At 64.2% G+C, this 19,346-nt stretch carries 20 protein-coding genes, 1 tRNA gene and 1 pseudogene; 9 read left to right on the forward strand and 13 right to left on the reverse strand.

Features of this window, described 5'->3' with window-relative positions:
* The first annotated feature begins 227 nt into the window (after positions 1 to 227).
* Positions 228 to 629: a hypothetical protein gene (locus IVB46_RS41820; protein WP_247307565.1), complete on the forward strand. Its 402-nt coding sequence runs from the start codon at positions 228 to 230 to the stop codon at positions 627 to 629.
* 83 nt (positions 630 to 712) lie between these two features.
* On the opposite strand, the gene IVB46_RS41825 is transcribed toward IVB46_RS41820, so the two are convergent.
* Both IVB46_RS41825 and IVB46_RS41830 read right to left on the reverse strand, forming a co-directional pair.
* Positions 713 to 853, reverse strand: coding sequence for a hypothetical protein (locus IVB46_RS41825; protein ID WP_247307562.1), 141 nt, complete (start codon positions 851 to 853; stop codon positions 713 to 715).
* Between the two features lie 122 nt (positions 854 to 975).
* Positions 976 to 1,449 (reverse strand): annotated as a pseudogene (locus IVB46_RS41830) (hypothetical protein).
* A 307-nt stretch (positions 1,450 to 1,756) separates the two neighbouring features.
* Between IVB46_RS41830 and IVB46_RS41835 the strand changes: the two are divergent.
* A complete protein-coding gene (locus IVB46_RS41835; protein WP_247307559.1) occupies positions 1,757 to 2,242 on the forward strand; it encodes a hypothetical protein in 486 nt (161 codons plus the stop codon).
* 56 nt (positions 2,243 to 2,298) lie between these two features.
* Positions 2,299 to 2,814, forward strand: coding sequence for a hypothetical protein (locus tag IVB46_RS41840; RefSeq protein ID WP_063982537.1), 516 nt, complete (start codon positions 2,299 to 2,301; stop codon positions 2,812 to 2,814).
* A gap of 124 nt (positions 2,815 to 2,938) precedes the next feature.
* Here the strand turns inward: IVB46_RS41840 and rlmB are convergent, their stop codons facing one another.
* Positions 2,939 to 3,769, reverse strand: a complete 831-nt coding sequence (rlmB, locus tag IVB46_RS41845) for a 23S rRNA (guanosine(2251)-2'-O)-methyltransferase RlmB (RefSeq protein WP_247345547.1) — start codon at positions 3,767 to 3,769, stop codon at positions 2,939 to 2,941.
* A 206-nt stretch (positions 3,770 to 3,975) separates the two neighbouring features.
* Between rlmB and IVB46_RS41850 the strand changes: the two genes are divergently transcribed.
* Together IVB46_RS41850 and IVB46_RS41855 are read left to right on the forward strand one after the other, a co-directional pair.
* Positions 3,976 to 4,061, forward strand: a tRNA-Tyr gene (locus tag IVB46_RS41850).
* 94 nt (positions 4,062 to 4,155) lie between these two features.
* Positions 4,156 to 4,398, forward strand: a complete 243-nt coding sequence (locus IVB46_RS41855) for a GIY-YIG nuclease family protein (RefSeq protein ID WP_247307535.1) — start codon at positions 4,156 to 4,158, stop codon at positions 4,396 to 4,398.
* A 25-nt stretch (positions 4,399 to 4,423) separates the two neighbouring features.
* On the opposite strand, the gene IVB46_RS41860 is transcribed toward IVB46_RS41855, so the two are convergent.
* The 8 genes from IVB46_RS41860 to IVB46_RS41895 form a co-directional block, all read right to left on the reverse strand.
* Complete coding sequence (locus IVB46_RS41860) at positions 4,424 to 5,455, reverse strand: LLM class flavin-dependent oxidoreductase (RefSeq protein WP_247307532.1); 1,032 nt, start codon at positions 5,453 to 5,455, stop codon at positions 4,424 to 4,426.
* A 156-nt stretch (positions 5,456 to 5,611) separates the two neighbouring features.
* Positions 5,612 to 6,619 carry an arginine deiminase family protein gene (locus IVB46_RS41865; protein ID WP_247307529.1) on the reverse strand — a complete coding sequence of 336 codons (1,008 nt, stop codon included), beginning with the start codon at positions 6,617 to 6,619 and terminating at the stop codon, positions 5,612 to 5,614.
* 42 nt (positions 6,620 to 6,661) lie between these two features.
* Complete coding sequence (locus tag IVB46_RS41870) at positions 6,662 to 7,423, reverse strand: ABC transporter permease (protein ID WP_247307518.1); 762 nt, start codon at positions 7,421 to 7,423, stop codon at positions 6,662 to 6,664.
* Positions 7,424 to 7,458: 35 nt separating this feature from the next.
* Complete coding sequence (locus IVB46_RS41875; protein ID WP_247307515.1) at positions 7,459 to 8,337, reverse strand: ABC transporter permease; 879 nt, start codon at positions 8,335 to 8,337, stop codon at positions 7,459 to 7,461.
* 81 nt (positions 8,338 to 8,418) lie between these two features.
* Positions 8,419 to 9,483: an ABC transporter substrate-binding protein gene (locus tag IVB46_RS41880; RefSeq protein ID WP_247307513.1), complete on the reverse strand. Its 1,065-nt coding sequence runs from the start codon at positions 9,481 to 9,483 to the stop codon at positions 8,419 to 8,421.
* Between the two features lie 45 nt (positions 9,484 to 9,528).
* On the reverse strand, positions 9,529 to 10,599 hold the full coding sequence (locus tag IVB46_RS41885) for an ABC transporter ATP-binding protein (protein WP_247307511.1): 1,071 nt from the start codon (positions 10,597 to 10,599) through the stop codon (positions 9,529 to 9,531).
* Between the two features lie 257 nt (positions 10,600 to 10,856).
* Positions 10,857 to 11,780, reverse strand: coding sequence for a LysR substrate-binding domain-containing protein (locus IVB46_RS41890; RefSeq protein ID WP_063982543.1), 924 nt, complete (start codon positions 11,778 to 11,780; stop codon positions 10,857 to 10,859).
* Positions 11,781 to 11,893: 113 nt separating this feature from the next.
* Positions 11,894 to 13,951: an ATP-dependent helicase gene (locus tag IVB46_RS41895; RefSeq protein ID WP_247307507.1), complete on the reverse strand. Its 2,058-nt coding sequence runs from the start codon at positions 13,949 to 13,951 to the stop codon at positions 11,894 to 11,896.
* 128 nt (positions 13,952 to 14,079) lie between these two features.
* Here IVB46_RS41895 and IVB46_RS41900 point away from each other — a divergent pair, with 128 nt between their 5' ends.
* Positions 14,080 to 14,670, forward strand: a complete 591-nt coding sequence (locus tag IVB46_RS41900; protein ID WP_247307505.1) for a TMEM175 family protein — start codon at positions 14,080 to 14,082, stop codon at positions 14,668 to 14,670.
* Positions 14,671 to 14,675: 5 nt separating this feature from the next.
* Here IVB46_RS41900 and IVB46_RS41905 read toward each other — a convergent pair whose 3' ends face one another.
* A complete protein-coding gene (locus IVB46_RS41905; RefSeq protein ID WP_247307568.1) occupies positions 14,676 to 15,056 on the reverse strand; it encodes a YciI family protein in 381 nt (126 codons plus the stop codon).
* A gap of 167 nt (positions 15,057 to 15,223) precedes the next feature.
* Between IVB46_RS41905 and IVB46_RS41910 the strand changes: the two genes are divergently transcribed.
* Positions 15,224 to 15,433: a hypothetical protein gene (locus IVB46_RS41910; protein WP_014494462.1), complete on the forward strand. Its 210-nt coding sequence runs from the start codon at positions 15,224 to 15,226 to the stop codon at positions 15,431 to 15,433.
* A 26-nt stretch (positions 15,434 to 15,459) separates the two neighbouring features.
* On the forward strand, positions 15,460 to 15,663 hold the full coding sequence (locus IVB46_RS41915; protein ID WP_247307503.1) for a hypothetical protein: 204 nt from the start codon (positions 15,460 to 15,462) through the stop codon (positions 15,661 to 15,663).
* 10 nt (positions 15,664 to 15,673) lie between these two features.
* Here the strand turns inward: IVB46_RS41915 and IVB46_RS41920 are convergent, their stop codons facing one another.
* Positions 15,674 to 16,387 (reverse strand): transporter substrate-binding domain-containing protein, encoded by a 714-nt coding sequence (locus IVB46_RS41920; protein ID WP_247307499.1) that lies wholly within the window; start codon positions 16,385 to 16,387, stop codon positions 15,674 to 15,676.
* 307 nt (positions 16,388 to 16,694) lie between these two features.
* Between IVB46_RS41920 and IVB46_RS41925 the strand changes: the two genes are divergently transcribed.
* Positions 16,695 to 19,109, forward strand: coding sequence for an ATP-binding protein (locus IVB46_RS41925; protein ID WP_247307496.1), 2,415 nt, complete (start codon positions 16,695 to 16,697; stop codon positions 19,107 to 19,109).
* Positions 19,110 to 19,346 lie beyond the last annotated feature (237 nt).

Below are 19,346 nucleotides of genomic sequence, written 5' to 3' on the forward strand. Positions count from 1 at the left end.
CTCCGTCCTCGAAATCGTCATACCACTTCTCCTAGGATTACCCCTAGGACCTGCAGCTATAACGTTCGTCAAACAAGGCGGCCTTCAATGGAGGGATACTGATCGTCGACGCAACCGTCAACCGATTCTTGGAAGACTAAAGCTGACAAAACGAATGGTGCTCCAAAGCTGTCAAAGCCTTGCGCGGTCTCGGAACCAAATACGTCCCTTTGGAGTGAGGACGAGACATGAAACGCTTTCTCGCCATCGCCGCGGTGCTCGCAGCCGCCGACGCTCGCGCGGCGCCTCTAGACGATGCAATCAACTGCGCGAATTACGCGACTATTGATGCCGTCTGTCGTGAGCAAAAAGACCCAAGCGACCCTTTGCTCGGCAAACTCAAGACTGCAGCAGGCGTGTTGCACGGTCGCAGCATTCGCATAGGTGCGCAGGCTGGCGTTTCCAAAGAAGCGATTGGAGCCTTGGCTACGGTCGCCAACGACAAGATGACAAACGAGATGTCGCGCAAGTGCGACAACATCAAAGTGTTGCGTGATCAATACGAGGGCACTTGCCGCCCGGTGATGGATCAAGCGTATAAAGATACGCTCATGATGATAGACGAGATCATGAAGACAAAGGGTCGCTAAGAAGTTAGCGAACGCGCCGCGCTAAAGCACTAGCGACCTTTTCCTCCATCGTCTGCGCCTGCGCATTGCAGTGAGCGCAAACTTCATGGCTTCATACCCTCTTCGATCATGCGCAGCGTCTTGGGAGCGCCAGCGCACCACTTGGCCATCGCAGCCTTGTCGCCGTTCCACGACCCGATGATAGCGGCGCTGCCGTTGGCGGCGGTGCCGGGTAGTCGTTTCATGTGTCACCTCATATCCGCGAAGTGAACTTTTCGGCATTCCATGCTTCCAGAGGTGCGTTTCGCCGCCATGAAACAGGCGGCCCGTAGGGCCGCCTGATCCTCTTCACCCGACTTGTGCCGTGTTACTGGCAGATGTGCTGGAGGCCGTCCGCTCCCTTGTACCAGGTCCCGGGCCGGCAAACGATGCCGTTGCGGGCCGCATAGGTATCCCAATTGCCGTATCAGCCCATTTCGCTACGGCCGCCGGCATATCCACCGGAATTGTCATAGGCGTAGGAATTGTCCCAGCCGCGGAACGGCGCGGATGCAACGGCTGCCGCGGTGCCGACGGCGGCGCCAGCAACGGCGCCTGCGCTGTCGACCGGCCAGAAGCCCGATCGAGTTCCGTCATCCGGATTCACTTGGCCGCGGGCCATGTGCCGGCGCCGAGAGGCGCGATCGGTGGTGGGATTGCCGGGGGTGAGATTCTGGCAATTGGGATCCTGGAAGAGCCCCGTGCAGCGGCCCGAATTGTCGACTGTCGTTTGCGCGAAGGCCGGTGTTGCCAGCGTGGACGCGACGATCGCGGCCAAGCCAAGAAGCTTCAGGCTCGTCATGGCATTTGCTCCATGTTGTTGAGACCTGTGCTAAGCGCGCCATCCGGCAGTCGTTCCGCGGCTTCTCGCATGTGGGGTCACATCGACGTGAGCTCGCCGAGGATGTACAGTTTGTGCCACGCAACCTCGTGCGATCCAGCATGTGCGGCGAGTTTGTGTCCCGTTAACGCTTCGCTAGCGCAGCTTGCGGCATTTGAGCCGCTATCGACCCTTGCACGTTAGGCTTACCGGAAATTGGTGAGCGGGCCTTAACCCTCTCCGCGTGGCGATCGGATAGGTTGAGCGTCGGATAAACCGGGATCCTTCCATGCGCACTCTCGCGCTCGCCGCCTTTCTGATCGGAGTGCCCGCGACGGCGTTTGCCGGCGGCGGCTTCGATATCGTCGTTCCCGGCCGCCCGGGCGTGCCCATCATCATCGACAACATCGACGCGTCCTACAGCGTGGTCGAGGGTGTCTGGGGCCTCGGCAAGAACGTCCAGGTGCAGCCGACCATCTATGGCGGGCGCTACATCGCCGAGCGGCAGCCCGAGGACGTCGGCCATTATTATCCGACCATGGGCCTGCGGCCCGGCTACGGCCGGCTCGAGGTCGAGCCGCCCGCCAACCGCAAATTGCCCAGGCCCGCCGAGAGCTATCACCAGAGCTGGGGTGTGCAATCGGCGCCGCTGCCGCCGCAGATGGACGCGCCCGTCAATCCGCCGCCGGTGATCTTTGCGCCTGAGATCAACGACCGTCCGCGGCGTCCTCGGCCGCGGCCGCATGCAGAGGCGCCCGGAAGGCCGCCAACTTAAGAAACGTCAAAAATTCAAGAAAAAATCCAAGATACGAAAATCAACAGGAGAGAGTAATGCGTCAGATGATTTCGGGACTGGTTGCGGCGGCTGCCGTGATGTTCGTCGCCACCGCGCCCGCCGCGGCTTGCGGCTTCAGCACGTGCGCGCCGGTTGCGCCGGTCTATAGCGGCTGCAACACGGGTTGCGGTAGCTGGGGCTATGGCCCGGGTTATGGCGGATGGGGCTTTGAGCACCTCGCCGAGCCAGCCACGCAATATTACTACGTCAACCAGGGGCCGACCTACACCGGACCGGGCGCATTCGCGCCGTACCCGACCTATCGTGAGGACGCAGTCGTCGCGCCCGCCAACTACGGCTACGGCCGTGGTTATGGCTACGGCAACGGCTATGGCTATCGTGCCGCCGCCGCCTATCCCTATCAGCGCCCGTACTATCGTCCGTATCGCTACGGCTATGGCCCGCGCTACGGCTATCTGCCGCGCACGCACTACGGCTACGGTCCGCGCTACGGCTACGCCCACCGCGCGCCGTATTACGGCGGCCACCGCGTGCTGCGCCGCTATTACTGATCGTTTGATCGGTTGAATTGAGAAACGCCCGCCCGCGTGATGCGGACGGGCGTTTTGTTTTTTGGATTCTTAGTTCGACGCGTTTTCTTGACGCGAACCGGTATCCACTTCGCGCGAAAACGCTCTAGCGCTTCATCAGCCCGAGACGGCTCGCGCCGACATAGAGCGAGAGCACGGCGGCGTTGGAGACGTTGAGGCTCTTGATCTCGCCGGGCATGTCGAGCCGCGCCACGACGCTGCATGTCTCGCGGGTCAATTGCCGCAGGCCCTTGCCTTCGGCACCAAGCACCAGCGCGAGCGGCTCGCGCAGCGTGACGTTCGAGAGGTCCTCGCTGCCTTCGCTGTCCAGCCCAACGGTCTGGAAGCGGCGCTCGTTCAGCGCGGTGAGTGCGCGGGCGAGGTTCTGCACGGTCACCATTGGCACCAGCTCGAGAGCACCGGAGGCGGCCTTGGCCAGCACGCCGGTTGCCTCGGGGCTGTGGCGCGCCGTGGTGACGATCGCCTTCACCGCGAACGCCGCTGCGGAGCGCAGGATGGCGCCGACATTGTGCGGATCGGTGATCTGGTCGAGCACCAGCACCATGCCTTCCTGCTCCAGGGTCTCGATGTCGGGCGAGGGCAGGGCGTCGGCCTCGGCCAGCAGGCCCTGGTGCACGGCGTCGGGCGACAGCAGGCGGTCGATCTCCTGGGGCCGGACGATCTCGGGCGTGACGCGGGTGGCGATGTTCTCGTCCGCAAGCCGCTTTGCGGCGTTCTCGGTCAGCGTCAGCTTGCGGATCTGCCGCTGAGGGTTGGTGAGCGCCATGGTCACCGTGTGCCAGCCATAGAGGATGACCGGTCCGTCGGACTGCGAATCGCGGTCGCGCCAAGCCGGCCGGCCGGCTGATTTTCCGGGCTTGTTGAAGGGCTTAGCCCCGCCGCGGGGGCCCCTTGGGGTGAATTTTCGATCCTTCATGGGCTCGCTTGTGTCACGGGTCCCGGAATATGGCAATTTGGGTGGCTTCGGGGGCGATTTTAACTGTTCGCCTCGGTTGACTTTGCCCCACCGCATCGCCCATAAACGCGCCCGGTCGCGCCCCCATCCGGGCTGTCGCGGCCTTCACGTTCCATGGCCGTCTTCGGTCGCCGGCAAGGTCCGGCCCGATTGTGCTGCCGTCGAGCGGGGGAGTGTCCCGAGTGGCAAAGGGAGCTGACTGTAAATCAGCCGCCTCATGGCTTCGCAGGTTCGAGTCCTGCCTCCCCCACCATCCTGCTTCGCGCTGACGCGCTTCGCAGGATTTACAGCCTTCAACTGCGCGAAGCAGGATGCCCTCTGAAGCCTTGGCGAAGGAGGGCGGCCCCATGCACTATGTCTATCTTCTGGAGAGCGACGCTTTCGGCGGTCAGCGCTATATTGGCCTGACGGCGAACCTCAAAAAACGGCTAGCGGATCATAACGCGGGCAAGTCTCCGCATACCTCCAAATACATGCCTTGGAGGCTGGTTACCTATGTGGCCTTCTCAAATATCGAGAAGGCGAGAGCCTTTGAACGTTATTTGAAGTCGGGTTCGGGCCACGCCTTCGCGAAGAAGAGATTCTGGTGAGCGAAAGTGAAAACGGACTATCGCCTCACCCCATCATCTCCCTGACCAGCGGTACCACTTTCCCCCCGTAAAGCTCGATGCTCCGCATCAGCTTCTCGTGCGGCAAAGGCCCCGCCGAATACTTCAGCTGGAAGCGCGAAGTGCCAAGCGCCTTTGCGGTCTTGGCGATCTTGCGCGCGACGGTCTCCGGCGAGCCGACATAGAGCGAGCCGTGCTCGGCCTCATTGACGAACTCGTCGCGGCCCATCGGCGGCCAGCCGCGCTCCTTGCCGATCCGGTCGCGCATCGCCTTGTAGTCGGGCCACAGCTCTTCGCGCGCCTGTTCGTCCGTCTCGGCGACGTAACCGGGCGAGTGCACGCCGATCGGCTGCGCGGGGCGGCCGAACTCCTTGAAAGCGCGGTGATAGAGATCGACGTAAGGCGCAAAGCGCGCGGGATCGCCGCCGATGATCGCGAGCATCAGGGGCAGGTCGTAATGCGCGGCGCGCACCACCGATTGCGGGCTGCCGCCGACGCCGATCCAGGTCTTAAGCCGGCCGCTCTCGACCGGCGGATAGACCAGCTGTTCTTTCAGCGGCGGACGCAGCTTGCCTTCCCAGGTCACCGGCTGCTGCGACAAGAGTGCCGTGAACAGGTCGAGCTTCTCCTCGAACAGCGCCTCGTAAGCGCGCAGGTCGAAGCCGAACAGCGGAAAGGACTCGGTGAAGGAGCCGCGGCCGAGGATGACCTCGGCGCGGCCGTTGGAGAGCGCATCGAGCGTGGCAAAGCGCTGGAACACGCGGATCGGATCGTCGGAGCTCAGCACCGTCACGGCCGAGCCGAGATGGATGCGCCTGGTGCGCGACGCGATCGCGGCCAGCACGGTCTCGGGCGAGGAGATCGCGAAGTCGGCGCGGTGGTGCTCGCCGAGGCCAATGAAATCGAGGCCGAGCTCGTCAGCCAGCACGGCCTCGTCGACGACGTTGCGGATCACCTGCGCGTGCGCGAGCGTCTTGCCTGTGTCGTCCTTGGTGACGTCGCCAAAGGTATCCAGTCCGAATTCGAGCGGTGCGGTCATCGATCAGGTCTCTGTGGGGAGGATCGACGACATCTAGTGGATGGCCGCCGGGTCACAAGGCGGGTTTCGGAAATGCTCGGTTTCCGTTTGGTAGACCCTTGCTCTCTGCGCGGTCACGAGGCGGCAGATGTCGTTGCCGCCTCGCGCTCATGACAGTCAGAGCGGATCGCGGATCAGCGGCGAGGTCGAGCAGTGGATGCCGCCGCCGCCGAGCGCGACCTTGTCGTAAGCCACAACGCGCGTGGTGATGCCGGCCTTGGCGAATTTCTCCATGGTCCGCGGCGAAATGCCTTCGGGCACGATGACATGGCCCGGGCGTACGGCGAGACAATTGATCACCCAGTTCTGGTCATCGGGACAGACCTCGATCTGGCGAATCCCGAGTTCCTTCAATTTTTCAAGGAACCAGAACGGCAGCAACGTCGGGTTCACGAAGGCGGTATCGCGGTCGATCATCACGAACATGCCGTCGATGTGCAGCCGATAGCCGGTCAGCTGGACGCGCAGCAGCTCCACGCCCTGCGTGCGCAACACTTCCTCGAGTTGGCGCGCGCCTTCCTCGTCGACGCGGCTCGACAGCCCCACGACCGCGACCTTGGGCGTGATGAAGGCGAAGCTGCCACCTTCCATGAGTCCCGTGCCGGAGATCGTCCTGAGGATCGGCATCCCGAGCTTGGCCAGGGTACGGCTGACCGGCAGCTCTTCCCCGCGCCTGATCGGGGGGCCGAGGCGGGTGACGATGGCGCCGCCGTCAACGGCAATCACGCTGTCGCGCGTGTAGACGGTCTTCATCTTGCCCGGCGCGCATTGATCGACATAGACGACCTCCGCGCCTTCCTCGCGTAACGCCTGAGCGAGCGCGTCATGCTGGCTCTGCTGTGCGGCCAGATCCGGGATCACGTCACCGCGCCAGTACCAGCCTTGCTCGGGGTCGCCGAAGGCGCCGATCTCGGGCAGGCGCTTGTTCGCGTCAACGATATTCAACTCGGCGCCGGGGCGATGCATGAGCACCATCCGGATCTGGCCGACGTCGTTGTTGCAGCCCCAGCGGCGCCCCCAAACGCCGACCTGCTCCGTTTCCGTCTCGAAGGCCGGTTCGGCGCGCGACGGAAACGCTTTGATCAGCATGTTGTAGCGAAATTCTGGCTCGGAAATGATCGACATGAGGGTCTCCTGCGGGAAGTGGATGGTGTGGCGCATGCGGGCTCAACGCGAGCGGTACGCCCGGACTGCGATATCGATGAAGAGAAGACTGACCGTGATCAGGATGAGCACGGCGGCGACTGCGGCCATGGTGGGATCGAGTTGTTCGTTGATGCCGTCCCACATCCGCCGCGGAAGCGTGAAAACCCCGCGGCCGGCAATGAACAGCACGATCACCAGCTCATCCCAACTGTGGATGAAGGCGAAGATCACGCCGGAGATGATGCCCGGCAGAATGTTCGGAATGATGACCATGCGCAGCGTCTGGCCAATGCTGGCGCCGAGGTTGAGGGCCGCCTGTTCGAGCCTGGGATCGAAGCCGGCGAGCGCCGTCGAGACGGTGATGATCACATAGGGCATGCCGGTCACCGCATGGGCGATGATCACGCCGGTGTAGGTATCGATCAGCCTGAGATCCACCCAGACCTGATAGATGCCGAGCGCGTAGACGATGGTCGGCACCATGATCGGCATCAGCATGACGAGGCGGACGATATTGCTGGCACGGTTGCCGAGACGCCAGCATCCGATAGCGCAGAGCGTTCCGGCGACCGTCGCGATGACCGTCGAGCAGATCGCGATGACGAGGCTGTGCAGGATGCTCGTCAGCCAGGCCTGGCTGGTCAGCAGGTTGCGATAATATTGCAGCGAGACGCCGTCGCGAGGCAACGACAGATAGGGGCGATCGGTCAGCGACACCGCGAAGACGATGGTGATGGGCAGGACGAGAAAGCAGATAATCGCCCATGCGATCGAGCGCGTCATGGGCGAGGAGCCTTCGAATGCGGCGCTGCTAGTGCTCATATGGACCCGAACAGCTTGCGCAGATCGACGACGCGGGCGAGCGCAACAAGCAGCCCGCCGATGATGATGAGCAGGGTGCCGGCCAGCATGCTGCCGACGCCCCAGCGGACGATCTCGAGAATCTGGACCTTGATATATTCGGCGATCATAAGAGTCTTGCCGCCGCCGAGAATGGCCGGGGTCACGAAGAAGCCGAGGGAGAAGATGAACACGAGGATACTGGCGCCGACGACTCCGGGCATCGACAATGGCAAGAACACCTGGCGGAACGCGACAGCGCGGCTGGCACCGAGGCCCCGGGCTGCGGCAACGCATCGTTGATCGATGTCGCGCATGTTGGCGTAGATGGGGAGGATGCCGAAGGGCAGCATGTAGTGGACCATGCCGATCAGCACACCGGTCTCGTTCCAGATCAGGCTGAGTGGAGCGTCGACCAGTCCGCTTGAGATCAGGATGTTGTTGATGAGACCCTCGCGCCGCAGCAGCACAAACCAGGCGAAGGCGCGCACCAGGACAGAGATCCACAGCGGCACGAGAACGCCGAGGAACATCCAGCGGCGGACCCGCTCGCTCGTATGGACCAGCGCGTAGGATACGATGTAGGCGAGCACGAGCGTGATCAGAGTGCTGATGACGCTGATGCGCGCCGTCGTCGCCAGCATGCGCTGGATCGACGCGCTGGTCGCAAGCATGGCGTAGTTGTCGAGGCCCGGCTGCGGCTCGGTGACGCTCAACCAGAGTACCTTCGAGATCGGGTAGATATAACAAACGATCATCAGCGCCAGGGCCGGCAGGATCAGCAGCCAGTAGCGCGCGTTTACGCCGAAGCCCGAACGGGACGGCGAGGGCGTCAGCTGATCTGCAGGAGAGCTCATCGATATCGGACCCGGGCGCTCGACCTTGGCGAGGTTTTGGCAGCGCGGCGCCGAGGAGCGCCACGCCGCCGGTAACGGACGTCAGGAGGAGATGAAATCCAGATAGGCCTGGAAGGTCTTGGAATGGTTTTCGATGTACCAGGCCGCGTTGATCCTGGCCTGAACCGCTGCGTTTGCGGGATCGGCCGGATTGGTCGCGCGCAGCGCTTCCGGCACCATGGACTGGGCCGCCGGGTTGGAGGGACCGTTGCCCATCGCAGTCAGAAGTTTCACCTGCCCCTCCGGCTGCTGCATGGAGGCGATGGCGCGGAAGGCCTCGGCGCCGGCCGGATTGTTCTTCGGCACGACCCACAAGCCGGGCTGCAGAAGACCGTCCTTGAAGGTGTAGGCGATGCGGTTATTGGTCTCGGCTTTGAGGACGTTGGCGCGGGTGTGCCACAACAGGCCCATGACGCATTCGCCGTCCCGCATCAGGCTCTGGCTTTCGGCGCCGCTGTTCCAGTAGAGCACATCCTTCTTGATGGTTCCGAGCTTGGCAAAGGCGCGCTTGACGTCGAGCGGATAGAGCTGGTCGAGCGGGACACCGTCGGCGATCAGGCACAGCTCGAGCATGGCCTGGGAATCTTTGCGGACCATGCGGCGGCCGGGATATTTCTTCAGGTCGAAGAAGTCTGCGAGGGTCGGCGTCTCCTTGACCTTGGCCGTGTCCCAGGCGAGCACGGAGGAGAACATGTAGTTCACGACGCCGTTCTCGTAGGCGAATTCCGTGGCGACCTTGCTCTTGTCGACGATGCTGTAGTCGATCTTCTCCAGGGCGTTGCGCGGCCCGAGCTCGGCCAGCGTCGTGACGCCGCAATCGCAGATGTCCCAGGTGACGTTGCGCGACTGGACCATTGTCAGGATCTTGCCGTTGAGGGGGCCGCTGCCGTCCAGCACCATGCGGCCGCCCTGCGCGGCGAACGGCTGCACATAGGCTTCGTCGAAAGCCTTCATGGCGGCGCCGCCGTAATTGACCACGACGACCTCCTTGCGCGCCTCTGCGCGGGCAGCGCCGGCGGCGAGCACTGTGGGAGCGGCGAGAAGGCCGGCGCCTCCCTTCAGGAGGGCGCGCCGGGTCGGGGTGAAAATTGAATTGCGTTCGTTCATGACGGAAGCCCCATTCGTTTGTTTCGACTGTTGCGGCACTGCAGTTCAGGCATCGGTGACCAGCGTCCCGGCGCTGTGGTCCCAACCGATCGTTACGGCGTCGCCGGCGACGGGCGGCTCGCCATGTCGCCAGGTCGGCATCATCACGACGACGTCGCCGAATTCCGGCGTGGCGACCACGAGCCGGAATTGTGAGCCCAGATAGCTCCACTCGGAGACGACGCCTTTGAGCGTATTGTCGGGTTGACCGGTTTTGCCGGCGAGCGTGATCTTCTCCGGCCTCAGGGCGATCACAACGGGCTGGCCGATCGCCGGGCGATTGCAGTCGTCGCTCGTCTGGATGATCCGCACGCCCTGATGGGTCAGCACGAAGCCGCCGGCCACGTGATTGTCCACGCTGCCCTTGAGGAAATTGCTCTTGCCGAGAAAGTTGGCGACGAAGCTTGTCGCGGGCCGCTCGTACAGCTCGGTCGGCGATCCCTGCTGGACCATCTTGCCGTCTCGCATCACCACGATTCGGTCTGACATCGACAGGGCTTCGTCCTGGTCATGGGTGACGTAGATGAAGGTCAGGCCGATCCGCTTGTGCAATCGCTTCAGCTCGTCTTGCAGCTCTGCGCGCAGCTTCTTGTCGAGCGCGCTCAGCGGCTCGTCCAGCAGAAGCAGGTGAGGCGTGAAGACCATCGCGCGGGCAAGCGCGACGCGTTGCTGCTGGCCGCCGGAGAGCTGGCGCGGATAGCGGCCGGCTTGCGAGCTCAGCTGCACCAGATCGATGGCGGCATCGACCTTGCTCTTGATCTCGGCGGCAGGCCGTTTGCGCACCTTCAGCGGGAACGCGACGTTGTCGTACACGGTCATGTGCGGAAACAGGGCGTAGCCCTGGAACACCATACCGAAATTCCGCTGCTCGGGAGGGAGTCGCAGGATGCTCTGTCCGCCCAGCAGGATGTCGCCGCGATCGGGCTGGACGAAGCCGGCGATGGACATCAGCAGCGTGGTCTTGCCTGAGCCCGAGGGCCCCAGCAGCGTCAGAAATTCTCCGCGCTTGACCGTGAGGGACACATCGTTCAGCGCCGCGAAGTCTCCGTAGAACTTGACGAGCCTCTCGATCTTCAAATCGTGATCAACTCCTGCGGAAGCTGACACACTTATGAAATTGTTGCTGGTCATTCTCGTCTTCTGGCTACGGCGGCAGAACGTGCGGAGATCCGTGTATCCCTGCAGATTGGCCGAGAGCCAAAATCGCAACAATCATCTAATTTGCATCTGTATGGTGTGTTTTTTGAACGATTGACCCGCCGGTGGCCGACGGTTGCAATCAGTGCGTTCGGTGTGCCGACGATGAGCGTCCGCGTTGTCGCTGGACAGGCGGCCTATTCAGAACGAGCCGCCGCATCGATTGTCCTGGCGATGCCCCCCTGGAATGCTTCCTTCAACCAGCGGCGCAGCACCACCAGTTCGGGGTCGCCCCAACGTCTGGCAACAGCGACGAAGTAGTAACCGCCGAGACTGACGGGGTGAGGGCTAAGATCGACCAGTCTGCCGGCGGCGAGGTCCTCCTCGACGAGCAGCGTGTTTGCGAGTGCGACGCCTTGTCCCTGTCTTGCGGCCTCGATCGTCAGATGGGCATGCCAGAGGTGCGGTCCTCGCAACATCGGCAGGTCGGTGACCCCCGCATTTTCGAACCATTGCTCCCAATAGAGCGTCGAGGCTTCGTGGATCAGCGGCAGGTTCAGGAAATCGGAAGCCTGAGTGACGACGGGATGGCGCGCCCTGAACGCGGGGCTTGCGACGGCATGAATCTTCGGCGCCGCGATCAGCTCGGTCCTGACCTTCGGGCGGCTGATCATCATGTTCATGTGAACGATCTCGGCATCAGCCTCGCCGCGCGTGAAGTCCGCACGCGACAGCGTTGGATACAGGGCGATGTCGTAGTTCGGCAGACTGGCCATGAGCGCGGGCAAACGGGCGAGCAGGCGCTGATTGATGATGCCGGGAATGCACCAGATCGTCAGGGTTCGGCGGCTGGCCGGACGAACATCTTCGTTGGCCTGGCGCAGGATGTCGAAGGCGCGGGTGACCCGGGCGTGGAATGCTTCGCCGGCGGCCGTCAGCAGCAGGCCGCGTCCGTGCGCCGCAACCAGCGCGACATTGAGGTCGAGCTGGAGCTTGCGGATGTGTCGGGAGACGACGGTCGGACTCACCGACAATTCATCGCTTGCCGCCTTGATGCTGCCGGTGCGGCCGACAGCCTCGAAGGCTCTCAGGGCATTGAGCGACGGAAGCCGCAGTGACAAGCGATCCTCTGGCAAAAGCCACCTCTTTCCAGATGATCTAGCTCACCAAACCAGCCAGCGAAAGCAGGATCCGCGCCAATCCGAGGGATCGATGTACTGGGATTCAGGTCTACCTACCGCCACATCCCCCGCATCCGCGCCCCGATATCGATCTTCGGGCCCTGCGCCGCCGCGCGGGCCGCAGCCGAAGCCGCCTTCGGCCAGGCGGTGCGCTCGAACAGATAGACGAGGGATTCCGGGATGAAGCGGGTGCGCGAGGCGTAGACGTGGCGGTCGCCCTTGGCGGCCTGTCCGTGCACGAAGAAGCGCTGCGGCACGACGAGGTGGAGATCGTCCTTGGCGCGCGTCATCGCGACATAGAGCAGGCGGCGCTCCTCCTCAAGCTCGGCCGAGGTGCCGGCGCCGAGATCCGACGGCATGCAGCCGTCGACGACGTTGAGCACGAACACCGACTTCCACTCCTGCCCCTTGGCGGAGTGGATGGTTGAGAGGATCAGATAGTCCTCGTCGCGGAGCGGAGGACCTGATTTGTCGCTGGTCGCATCCGGCGGGTCGAGCGTGAGCTCGGTCAGGAATTTTTCGCGCGAGGCATAGCCGCTCGCGATCTGCTCGAGCTGCATGAGATCGGCGCGGCGCGTCTCGGAATCCTCGTGGATGCGATCGAGATGCGGCTCATACCAGAGCCGCACGCGCTCGAGATCGGCGGGCCATTCCGAGTAACGCAGATTTCCGACCGTGCGGACGAAGTCGGTCCACTCGTCGCCGGTGCGTGGCGGCACCGCAAGCTGGCCGAGCGCGGCAAGCGGGTCGGTGCTCTCCGCCATCTGGTCGAGCACGCGCTGCGCGGTGGCGGGGCCGATGCCCGGCAACAGGTGCAGGATGCGGAAACCGGCGACGCGATCGCGCGGATTTTCGGCAAAGCGCAGCAGCGCCAGCACGTCCTTGACATGCGCGGCATCGAGAAATTTCAGTCCGCCGAACTTGACGAAGGGGATGTTGCGGCGGGTCAGCTCGATCTCCAGCGGACCGGAATGCGAGGACGTCCGGAACAGCACCGCCTGGTGCTTGAGCAGCGCGCCTTGCTCGCGGTTGGCCAGCACCTCCTCGACGATGTAGCGGGCCTGGTCGGCCTCGTCGTGGACGGTGACGAGCTGCGGCTTCTGCGACGAGGTGCGGTCGGTCCAAAGGTTCTTGGTGAAGCGTTCGCGCGCAAGCCCGATGACGCCGTTGGCCGCCGCCAGCACGGGTTGGGTCGAGCGATAGTTGCGGTCGAGCGTGATCATCTCGGCGCGGGGGGAGAAGCTTTGCGGAAAATCCAGGATGTTGCGAACGGTGGCGGCGCGGAATGAATAGATCGACTGCGCGTCGTCGCCGACCACGGTCAGCCCGCGTCCATCCGGCTTCAGCGCCAGCAGGATCGAGGATTGCAGGCGGTTGGTGTCCTGATATTCGTCGACCAGCACGTGATCGAAGCGGCCGCCGATCTCTTCGGCGATCAGCGCATCGCTCATCATCTGCGACCAGTAGAGCAGCAGGTCGTCGTAATCCAGCACGTGCTGGGTCTGCTTGGCCTCAACATAGGCCGCGAACAGGCCCTTCAGCTCGGCGGCCCAGCCGGCGCACCAGGGATAGTGCTGGCCGAGCACTTTTTCGATCTCCATCTCGGCATTGACGCAGCGCGAGTAGATCGACAGGCACGTGCCCTTGGCGGGAAAGCGGCTCTCGGTCTTCGACAGGCCGCGCTCGTGCCGGACCAGATTCATCAGGTCGGCGGAATCCTCGCGGTCGTGGATGGTGAAGGCTGGATCGACGCCGATCCGCTCGGCATATTCGCGCAGGAGGCGCGCGCCGATGCCGTGGAACGTGCCGGCCCAGGCGAGGGCGTCGCGCATGATCGCGGCATTGTTCTCGCCCAGCACCTTTCGGGCGATGCGCTCGACCCGGCCGGCCATCTCGGCCGCGGCGCGGCGGGAGAACGTCATCAGCAGGATGCGGCGTGGATCGGCGCCTGCGACGATCAGGTGCGCGACGCGATGGGCGAGCGTATTGGTCTTGCCGGAGCCCGCCCCGGCGATGACGAGCAGGGGGGCGCCCACGGTCGCGCCGTCAGCGACGCCATGCTCCACGGCGCGGCGCTGCTCCGCATTGAGCGTGTCCAGATATGTCGCCACGAATCGCCCCGGTGAAAGGGTGAGAGTCGGCGATCCCGGCGCGAATCGCAATGCGGCTGGACGGAACCAATGTTAAGACCTAGGGACAAGACGGTCCAAAGTTCCAGCCCGAGAAGCGCGCAACCGGCATGACCGAGCTCAAGCCCGACCAGTTCGAGATGCGGCGGCTGGAGTCGCTCAGCAACACCATCTTTGGTGTCGCCATGACGCTACTCGCCTACGACCTGCCCAAGGCCGCGGTGTTCACCAGTGCCCCGAGCTGGAGCGATCTCGCCCATGTCTATTCCGGCAAGCTCGCCGGTCTCGCGCTCAGCTTCATCATCGCCGGCGTGTTCTGGATCAGCCACCACCGCCGGCTCGCGCGCCAGCCCGTGGGCAGCCGCGGCATGGTGATCCTCAACCTGTTCTTCCTGTTGTCGATCGTGCTGCTGCCGGTGACCAACGGCCTCTACACCAATTACAGCATGAGCAGCGCGGTGGCCGTGCTCTACGGTCTGCATCTGACCGCGATCGCCGGCCTCAATGCCTGGCTGTGGTGGACGATTTTGGGCGGCTGGCGCCACGAGATCATGGCCTCGATGTTTCCGCTGCTGGTGTTCATTCCGGGCACGATCGTTGCGGCCTTCGCGCCGCACGTCGCGCCCTACGTGTGGTTCATCGCTTTTGGCGGGCTGCTGATCCAGCGCTTCTACGTCGGGCGGGCCGAACCAGAGGCGTGAGCGGCTCATCCCTTTGTCGCGCCGAACCCGTCGGCCGGCACGTAAAGCTTGACCGGACGGATTTCGTAGACCGCCGACGGGTTGATCTCGCGCAGCTTCCGCGCCGCCGCGATCGCTTCCTCATCGGTATCGTAGTCGACGAGGTGGAAGCCGAGAAGTTGCTCCTTGGTCTCGGCAAACGGGCCGTCCAGCACCATGCCCGCGCCGGGGCCGCGCAAGGTGTGCGCCTTTCGGGTCTCATCCAGACGAGCGGCCGGCCCAAGGTGTCCGCTTGCCCTCAAGGGTGCCTGAACCTCGATGACTTTGGCCACGACCGCGGCGTCCTGCTCTGCCGTCCAGGACAAAATCTCGTCTTCCACGTGGTAGGCCAGGATGGCGTAAAGCATCATCACCTCGTTTGTTTTTCAAGCTCGCAGTCGGAAGGATGTATGAGCGCCGCCGATACCGACAATCCCGGAGACTAACATATTGCGTCGCGGAAGTTGCGACGAAACCGTCCTGAAACCCGATTGCCGCCCTCGGAGGTGAACGCTGCCCAAAGCCGAGGCGACTGATGGCCACCAAGAACACTTCGGAGGCGGCCATGTCGACCATAAAGATCATCTGCGACGCGCGTCGGGCGGGAAAATCGGAAGCCGCGGATCTGCACGACCAGTCCGGCCACCACCGCTATTACGGCAGCTCGGCCGAGAACGGCGGCGAGCGGATCGTCGAAAGCCGCCGCGGAAAACGCCCCCGCGCGCTCAATGTGTGTGGCTTCTGACGCCTTCGGCGACACTGTCTTTCAACATGGACGTCCTGCAAATATCGATCGCGGCGATGCCGTTCCTGCTTGCGCTGATGAGCCGGACGCGGAAGGCAATCGCGCCGTGCCTGCTGACGAGCATCGTCACCGTGCTGCTCGGCGACGAACCTCATCGGGCGATCATGGCCTGGTGCGTCGGCGTGCTGATTGCCGCCGTTGCCCTGCGTGAGCGGCTTCGCGCGAGCTGACCCGGCGCCGTCACGGCGTACTCAGGACCTGTTTGACCAACGCCTCGCGCAGCGTTGCCAGCTCGCCGCTCGCTTCCATCTGTGCGATCACCTTGCCGACCTTCGGGACCAGATCGCGATGGCGTTCGTGCAAATAATGGTAGATGTGGATGCGCTCCAGCGGTGGCGAGAGCGGGACAATCCTGGTCTGCAGATTGAGTTTCCTCACCGCGACGAGCCCGCTGAAGAGGTCGGTGACCATCACCTCGAAACGGTCGGCGTCGAGCATCCTGATCATGTTCTCGAGGCTGGTGGTCGCGGTGACGCGGGCCATGCCGCGCGTCCCGGCCTCTGAGGAGCCGACGCCGCGGACGATGCCGATGCTGTACTCCCTGATCGAATTCCAGCCGGCGACGTCGAAACGGAGTTTCGTCGCGAAGACCGCCGGCTCGATGTAGTTGATCGCCGGCGTGACCTGAATCAGCGTCGGGTAGTCGCTGGAGAGCGTTCCGATCCGCTGGATCTCGCCATCGACCTCGCCGGCGCTCGACAGCGCCAGCGCGCGCTTGCCGGGGACGTCCTCGAACTCCAGCTTGATATTCAGCTTGGCGTAGACGGCCCGCAGCATCTCGCCGCCGACATATTGATCGGGGATGTCGGCGATCCGCGCCAGCCGGATCAGCTCCTGCGCGTGCGACGGAGCGGCGGCGAGCAATGACAGGCAGGCGACGATGATCCGCCACATGACGCGTCTCCTTTGCCCTGCATGGCTACCATTGGATTCGGACGGCCGCGATCCACCGGCGTGGCGGCCGCACCGCTCGCCCGTCTTGCAGGCGACTGCGGACTTTAACCAATGTCATTCCAGTACGCGAAGTGATAGTTTGCGCGGGAATCCTGCTGCTGGGCGCAAGACAAGACCCCGCCAAACCGCCCATGGGCCGGCAGGATCGCCACGCAGGTCGCGTGATGAGAGAATTTCAACTGTCGAATTGCTCGCGGCCGCGACCCGCCGTGCGGAGCAGGGTGCCGCCATTCCGGGGACGTGGTGCATGGCCAACGCAGGCGACGAGGACTCCAAGCGCAGCAGTCGCGCCGGTCCCCCGGCGGCCGCGAAGCAGGATTTGAGCGGCATCGGCGCTGCATTTGCGCCAGGGATGATCGGAGCGCTGCTGTCGCGGATCTTCAACTGGTCGCGCAGCGGCGTCGGGCCGCGCCTGCTGGCCGCCGTGCTGCTGTTCTCCTCGATCGTCACGCTGATGCTGACCGCCCTTCAACTCTACCTCGACTACGACCGCGAGGTCGGCGTCATCGAGACGCGGCTCGACGAGATCGGCCGCAGCACGACCGGCAGCCTCGGCGAGAGCCTGTGGAATCTCGACCAGAACCAGCTCAAGCTCCAACTCGACGGCATCCTGCGGCTGCCCGACATCCGCGCCGCCGAGGTGCGCGAGATCGCCGATCGTCCCAATCCGATCCGTGTCGCGGTCGGCGAGCCGAGCACCCGCTCAGCCGTGACACGCGACTATCCGCTGAACTACAGCGTCCAGGGGACGGCACGCCCGATCGGCGTGCTCCATGTCGAGGCGACGCTGGCCGAGGTCTATCAGCAATTGCTGAACCGGGCCCTGGTCATCCTGGCAAGCCAGGCCGCGAAGACCTTTGTCGTCTCGCTGTTCATCATCTACATGTTCCATCTGCTGGTGACGCGGCATCTGGTCGCCATCGCCGAGTTCGTCGGCCAATACAGCCTGTCGCGGCCGCCGCCGCCTTTGCACCTCGAGCGCCGGCCGCCCCGCGATCCCGACGAGCTGGACAAGGTGATCGACGCCTTCAACGCGATGTGCGCGAATCTCGGGCGCGCCTATGGCGAGCTGCGCGAGGCCAACGCAAATCTCGAGCGCGACCTGAATATCCGCCGGCGCGCCGAAGAGGACGCGCGTGCCAGTGAAGAGCGTTTCCGCGACTATGCCGAGACCGCGTCCGACTGGTTCTGGGAGACCGGACCGGATCATCGGTTCACCTACGTATCCGACCGGGCCGGCGCCTTCGGCATGGACAACAAGGCGCTGGTCGGCAAGCACCGCGTCGATGCCGCCTCCGACCGCGACGCCGAGCCTGAGAAATGGCGCGCGCACGTGGCGACGCTGGACCGCCACGAGCCGTTCCGGAAGTTCGAGTATCGCGGGCGCGACGTGGCCGGCCGCATGCATCATTTCAACGTCAACGGCCAGCCGATCTTCGCCGCGGACGGACGCTTCATGGGCTATCGCGGGTCGGCCACTGACCTCACGGTGCAGCACGAGGCCGAGGAGCGGCTGCGCCAATCCCAGAAGATGGACGCGATCGGTCAGCTCACCGGCGGCGTCGCTCACGACTTCAACAACGTGCTCACGGTCATCACCGGCACCATCGAGATCATCCAGGAAGGGCTTGCGGACAAGCCCGAGTTCGCCGCGATCGCACAGCTGATCGACGATGCGGCGGCGCGCGGCGCCGAGATCACCTCGCAGCTGCTGACCTTCGCGCGCCGCCAGCCGCTGGAGCCCCGCGATATCGACGTCAACGCACTCGTGGTCGAAACGGCGAAGCTGCTCAAGCCGATCCTCGGCGAGCATATCGAGATCGTGACCCGTCTCGCGGACGACGCCTGGTCCGCCATGGCAGATCCGTCGCAGCTCTCGTCCGCGATCGTCAATCTCGCCGTCAACGCGCGTGACGCGATGCCGGGCGGCGGCCGGCTCACGCTGGAGACCGCGAATCGCGAGCTCGACGGCACCAGCGGTGCCGGCGACGGCGATGTCATGCGCGGCGCCTTCGTGATGATCGCGGTGGCCGACACCGGTCACGGTATCCCGGTTGACATCCGCGAGCGCGTGTTCGAGCCGTTCTTCACCACCAAGGGCGTCGGCCGTGGCACCGGGCTTGGGTTGAGTATGGTCTACGGCTTTGCCCGCCAGACCGGCGGCACCGTCGTCATCGAGAGCGAGGAGGGGCGCGGCACGGTGATGCGGCTGTTCCTGCCGCGGTCGAAGGGCGAGGCGCCGGCCAGGACGGCGCCGGTTCAGCCGCCCGCGTCGGCACGCGGGCACGAGACGATCCTCGTGGTCGAGGACGATCCGCTGGTGCAGGGCTATGTCATCGCCCAGCTCGGTACCCTCGGCTATCGCACGCTCGCCGCCAGCGACGGCGCAGCCGCGCTTGCGCTGGTCGACCAGGGCGTCAAATTCGATCTCCTGTTCACGGACATCATCATGCCCGGCGGCATGAACGGACGGGAATTGGCCGAAGCCGTCCGGCTTCGCCGGCCGGGGGCGAGCGTGCTCTACACCTCCGGCTACACCGACGACACCATCGTCCACGAAGGACATCTCGATCCCGGCCTGGCGCTGCTCAGGAAGCCGTACCGGAAATCGGAGCTGTCGCAGAAGATCCGCGAGGTGCTTGCAGGCGAGCCGCCGGCCTGAGCGGAGCTCATCCACGCAGGCGCCACCCACGAAAAAGGCGCGGCGGGGAGGCCCCGTCGCGCCCGATTTCTTGCTCGCTGGTCCAGGGCTGAGAGCGCCCCGATGCCAGGCCTTTCGTCAAAGCCTAGCGGGCGATCCCAGCGAGGTGACAGCGCTTGAGATAAGACACTGGATCACCTCCTTTCGTTTGGTTTCGGGACTCTGAATATAGGACGAAATCCCGCCGCCGTTAAGGGG

Origin of the sequence: Bradyrhizobium sp. 61 (assembly GCF_023073075.1) — a bacterium.
Classification (GTDB): domain Bacteria; phylum Pseudomonadota; class Alphaproteobacteria; order Rhizobiales; family Xanthobacteraceae; genus Bradyrhizobium; species Bradyrhizobium barranii.

Bases quoted from the DNA above. Each gene is read 5' to 3' on its own strand.
- IVB46_RS41875 (WP_247307515.1), bottom strand. From the start codon at position 8,337: ATGAGCTCTCCTGCAGATCAGCTGACGCCCTCGCCGTCCCGTTCGGGC.
- IVB46_RS41920 (WP_247307499.1), bottom strand. From the start codon at position 16,387: ATGTGGCGGATCATCGTCGCCTGCCTGTCATTGCTCGCCGCCGCTCCG.
- IVB46_RS41855 (WP_247307535.1), top strand. From the start codon at position 4,156: ATGCACTATGTCTATCTTCTGGAGAGCGACGCTTTCGGCGGTCAGCGC.
- IVB46_RS41900 (WP_247307505.1), top strand. From the start codon at position 14,080: ATGACCGAGCTCAAGCCCGACCAGTTCGAGATGCGGCGGCTGGAGTCG.
- IVB46_RS41915 (WP_247307503.1), top strand. From the start codon at position 15,460: ATGGACGTCCTGCAAATATCGATCGCGGCGATGCCGTTCCTGCTTGCG.
- IVB46_RS41880 (WP_247307513.1), bottom strand. From the start codon at position 9,483: ATGAACGAACGCAATTCAATTTTCACCCCGACCCGGCGCGCCCTCCTG.
- IVB46_RS41865 (WP_247307529.1), bottom strand. From the start codon at position 6,619: ATGTCGATCATTTCCGAGCCAGAATTTCGCTACAACATGCTGATCAAA.
- IVB46_RS41835 (WP_247307559.1), top strand. From the start codon at position 1,757: ATGCGCACTCTCGCGCTCGCCGCCTTTCTGATCGGAGTGCCCGCGACG.
- IVB46_RS41825 (WP_247307562.1), bottom strand. From the start codon at position 853: ATGAAACGACTACCCGGCACCGCCGCCAACGGCAGCGCCGCTATCATC.
- IVB46_RS41860 (WP_247307532.1), bottom strand. From the start codon at position 5,455: ATGACCGCACCGCTCGAATTCGGACTGGATACCTTTGGCGACGTCACC.
- IVB46_RS41905 (WP_247307568.1), bottom strand. From the start codon at position 15,056: ATGCTTTACGCCATCCTGGCCTACCACGTGGAAGACGAGATTTTGTCC.
- IVB46_RS41840 (WP_063982537.1), top strand. From the start codon at position 2,299: ATGCGTCAGATGATTTCGGGACTGGTTGCGGCGGCTGCCGTGATGTTC.
- IVB46_RS41910 (WP_014494462.1), top strand. From the start codon at position 15,224: ATGGCCACCAAGAACACTTCGGAGGCGGCCATGTCGACCATAAAGATC.
- IVB46_RS41820 (WP_247307565.1), top strand. From the start codon at position 228: ATGAAACGCTTTCTCGCCATCGCCGCGGTGCTCGCAGCCGCCGACGCT.
- IVB46_RS41925 (WP_247307496.1), top strand. From the start codon at position 16,695: ATGGCCAACGCAGGCGACGAGGACTCCAAGCGCAGCAGTCGCGCCGGT.
- rlmB (WP_247345547.1), bottom strand. From the start codon at position 3,769: ATGAAGGATCGAAAATTCACCCCAAGGGGCCCCCGCGGCGGGGCTAAG.
- IVB46_RS41870 (WP_247307518.1), bottom strand. From the start codon at position 7,423: ATGACGCGCTCGATCGCATGGGCGATTATCTGCTTTCTCGTCCTGCCC.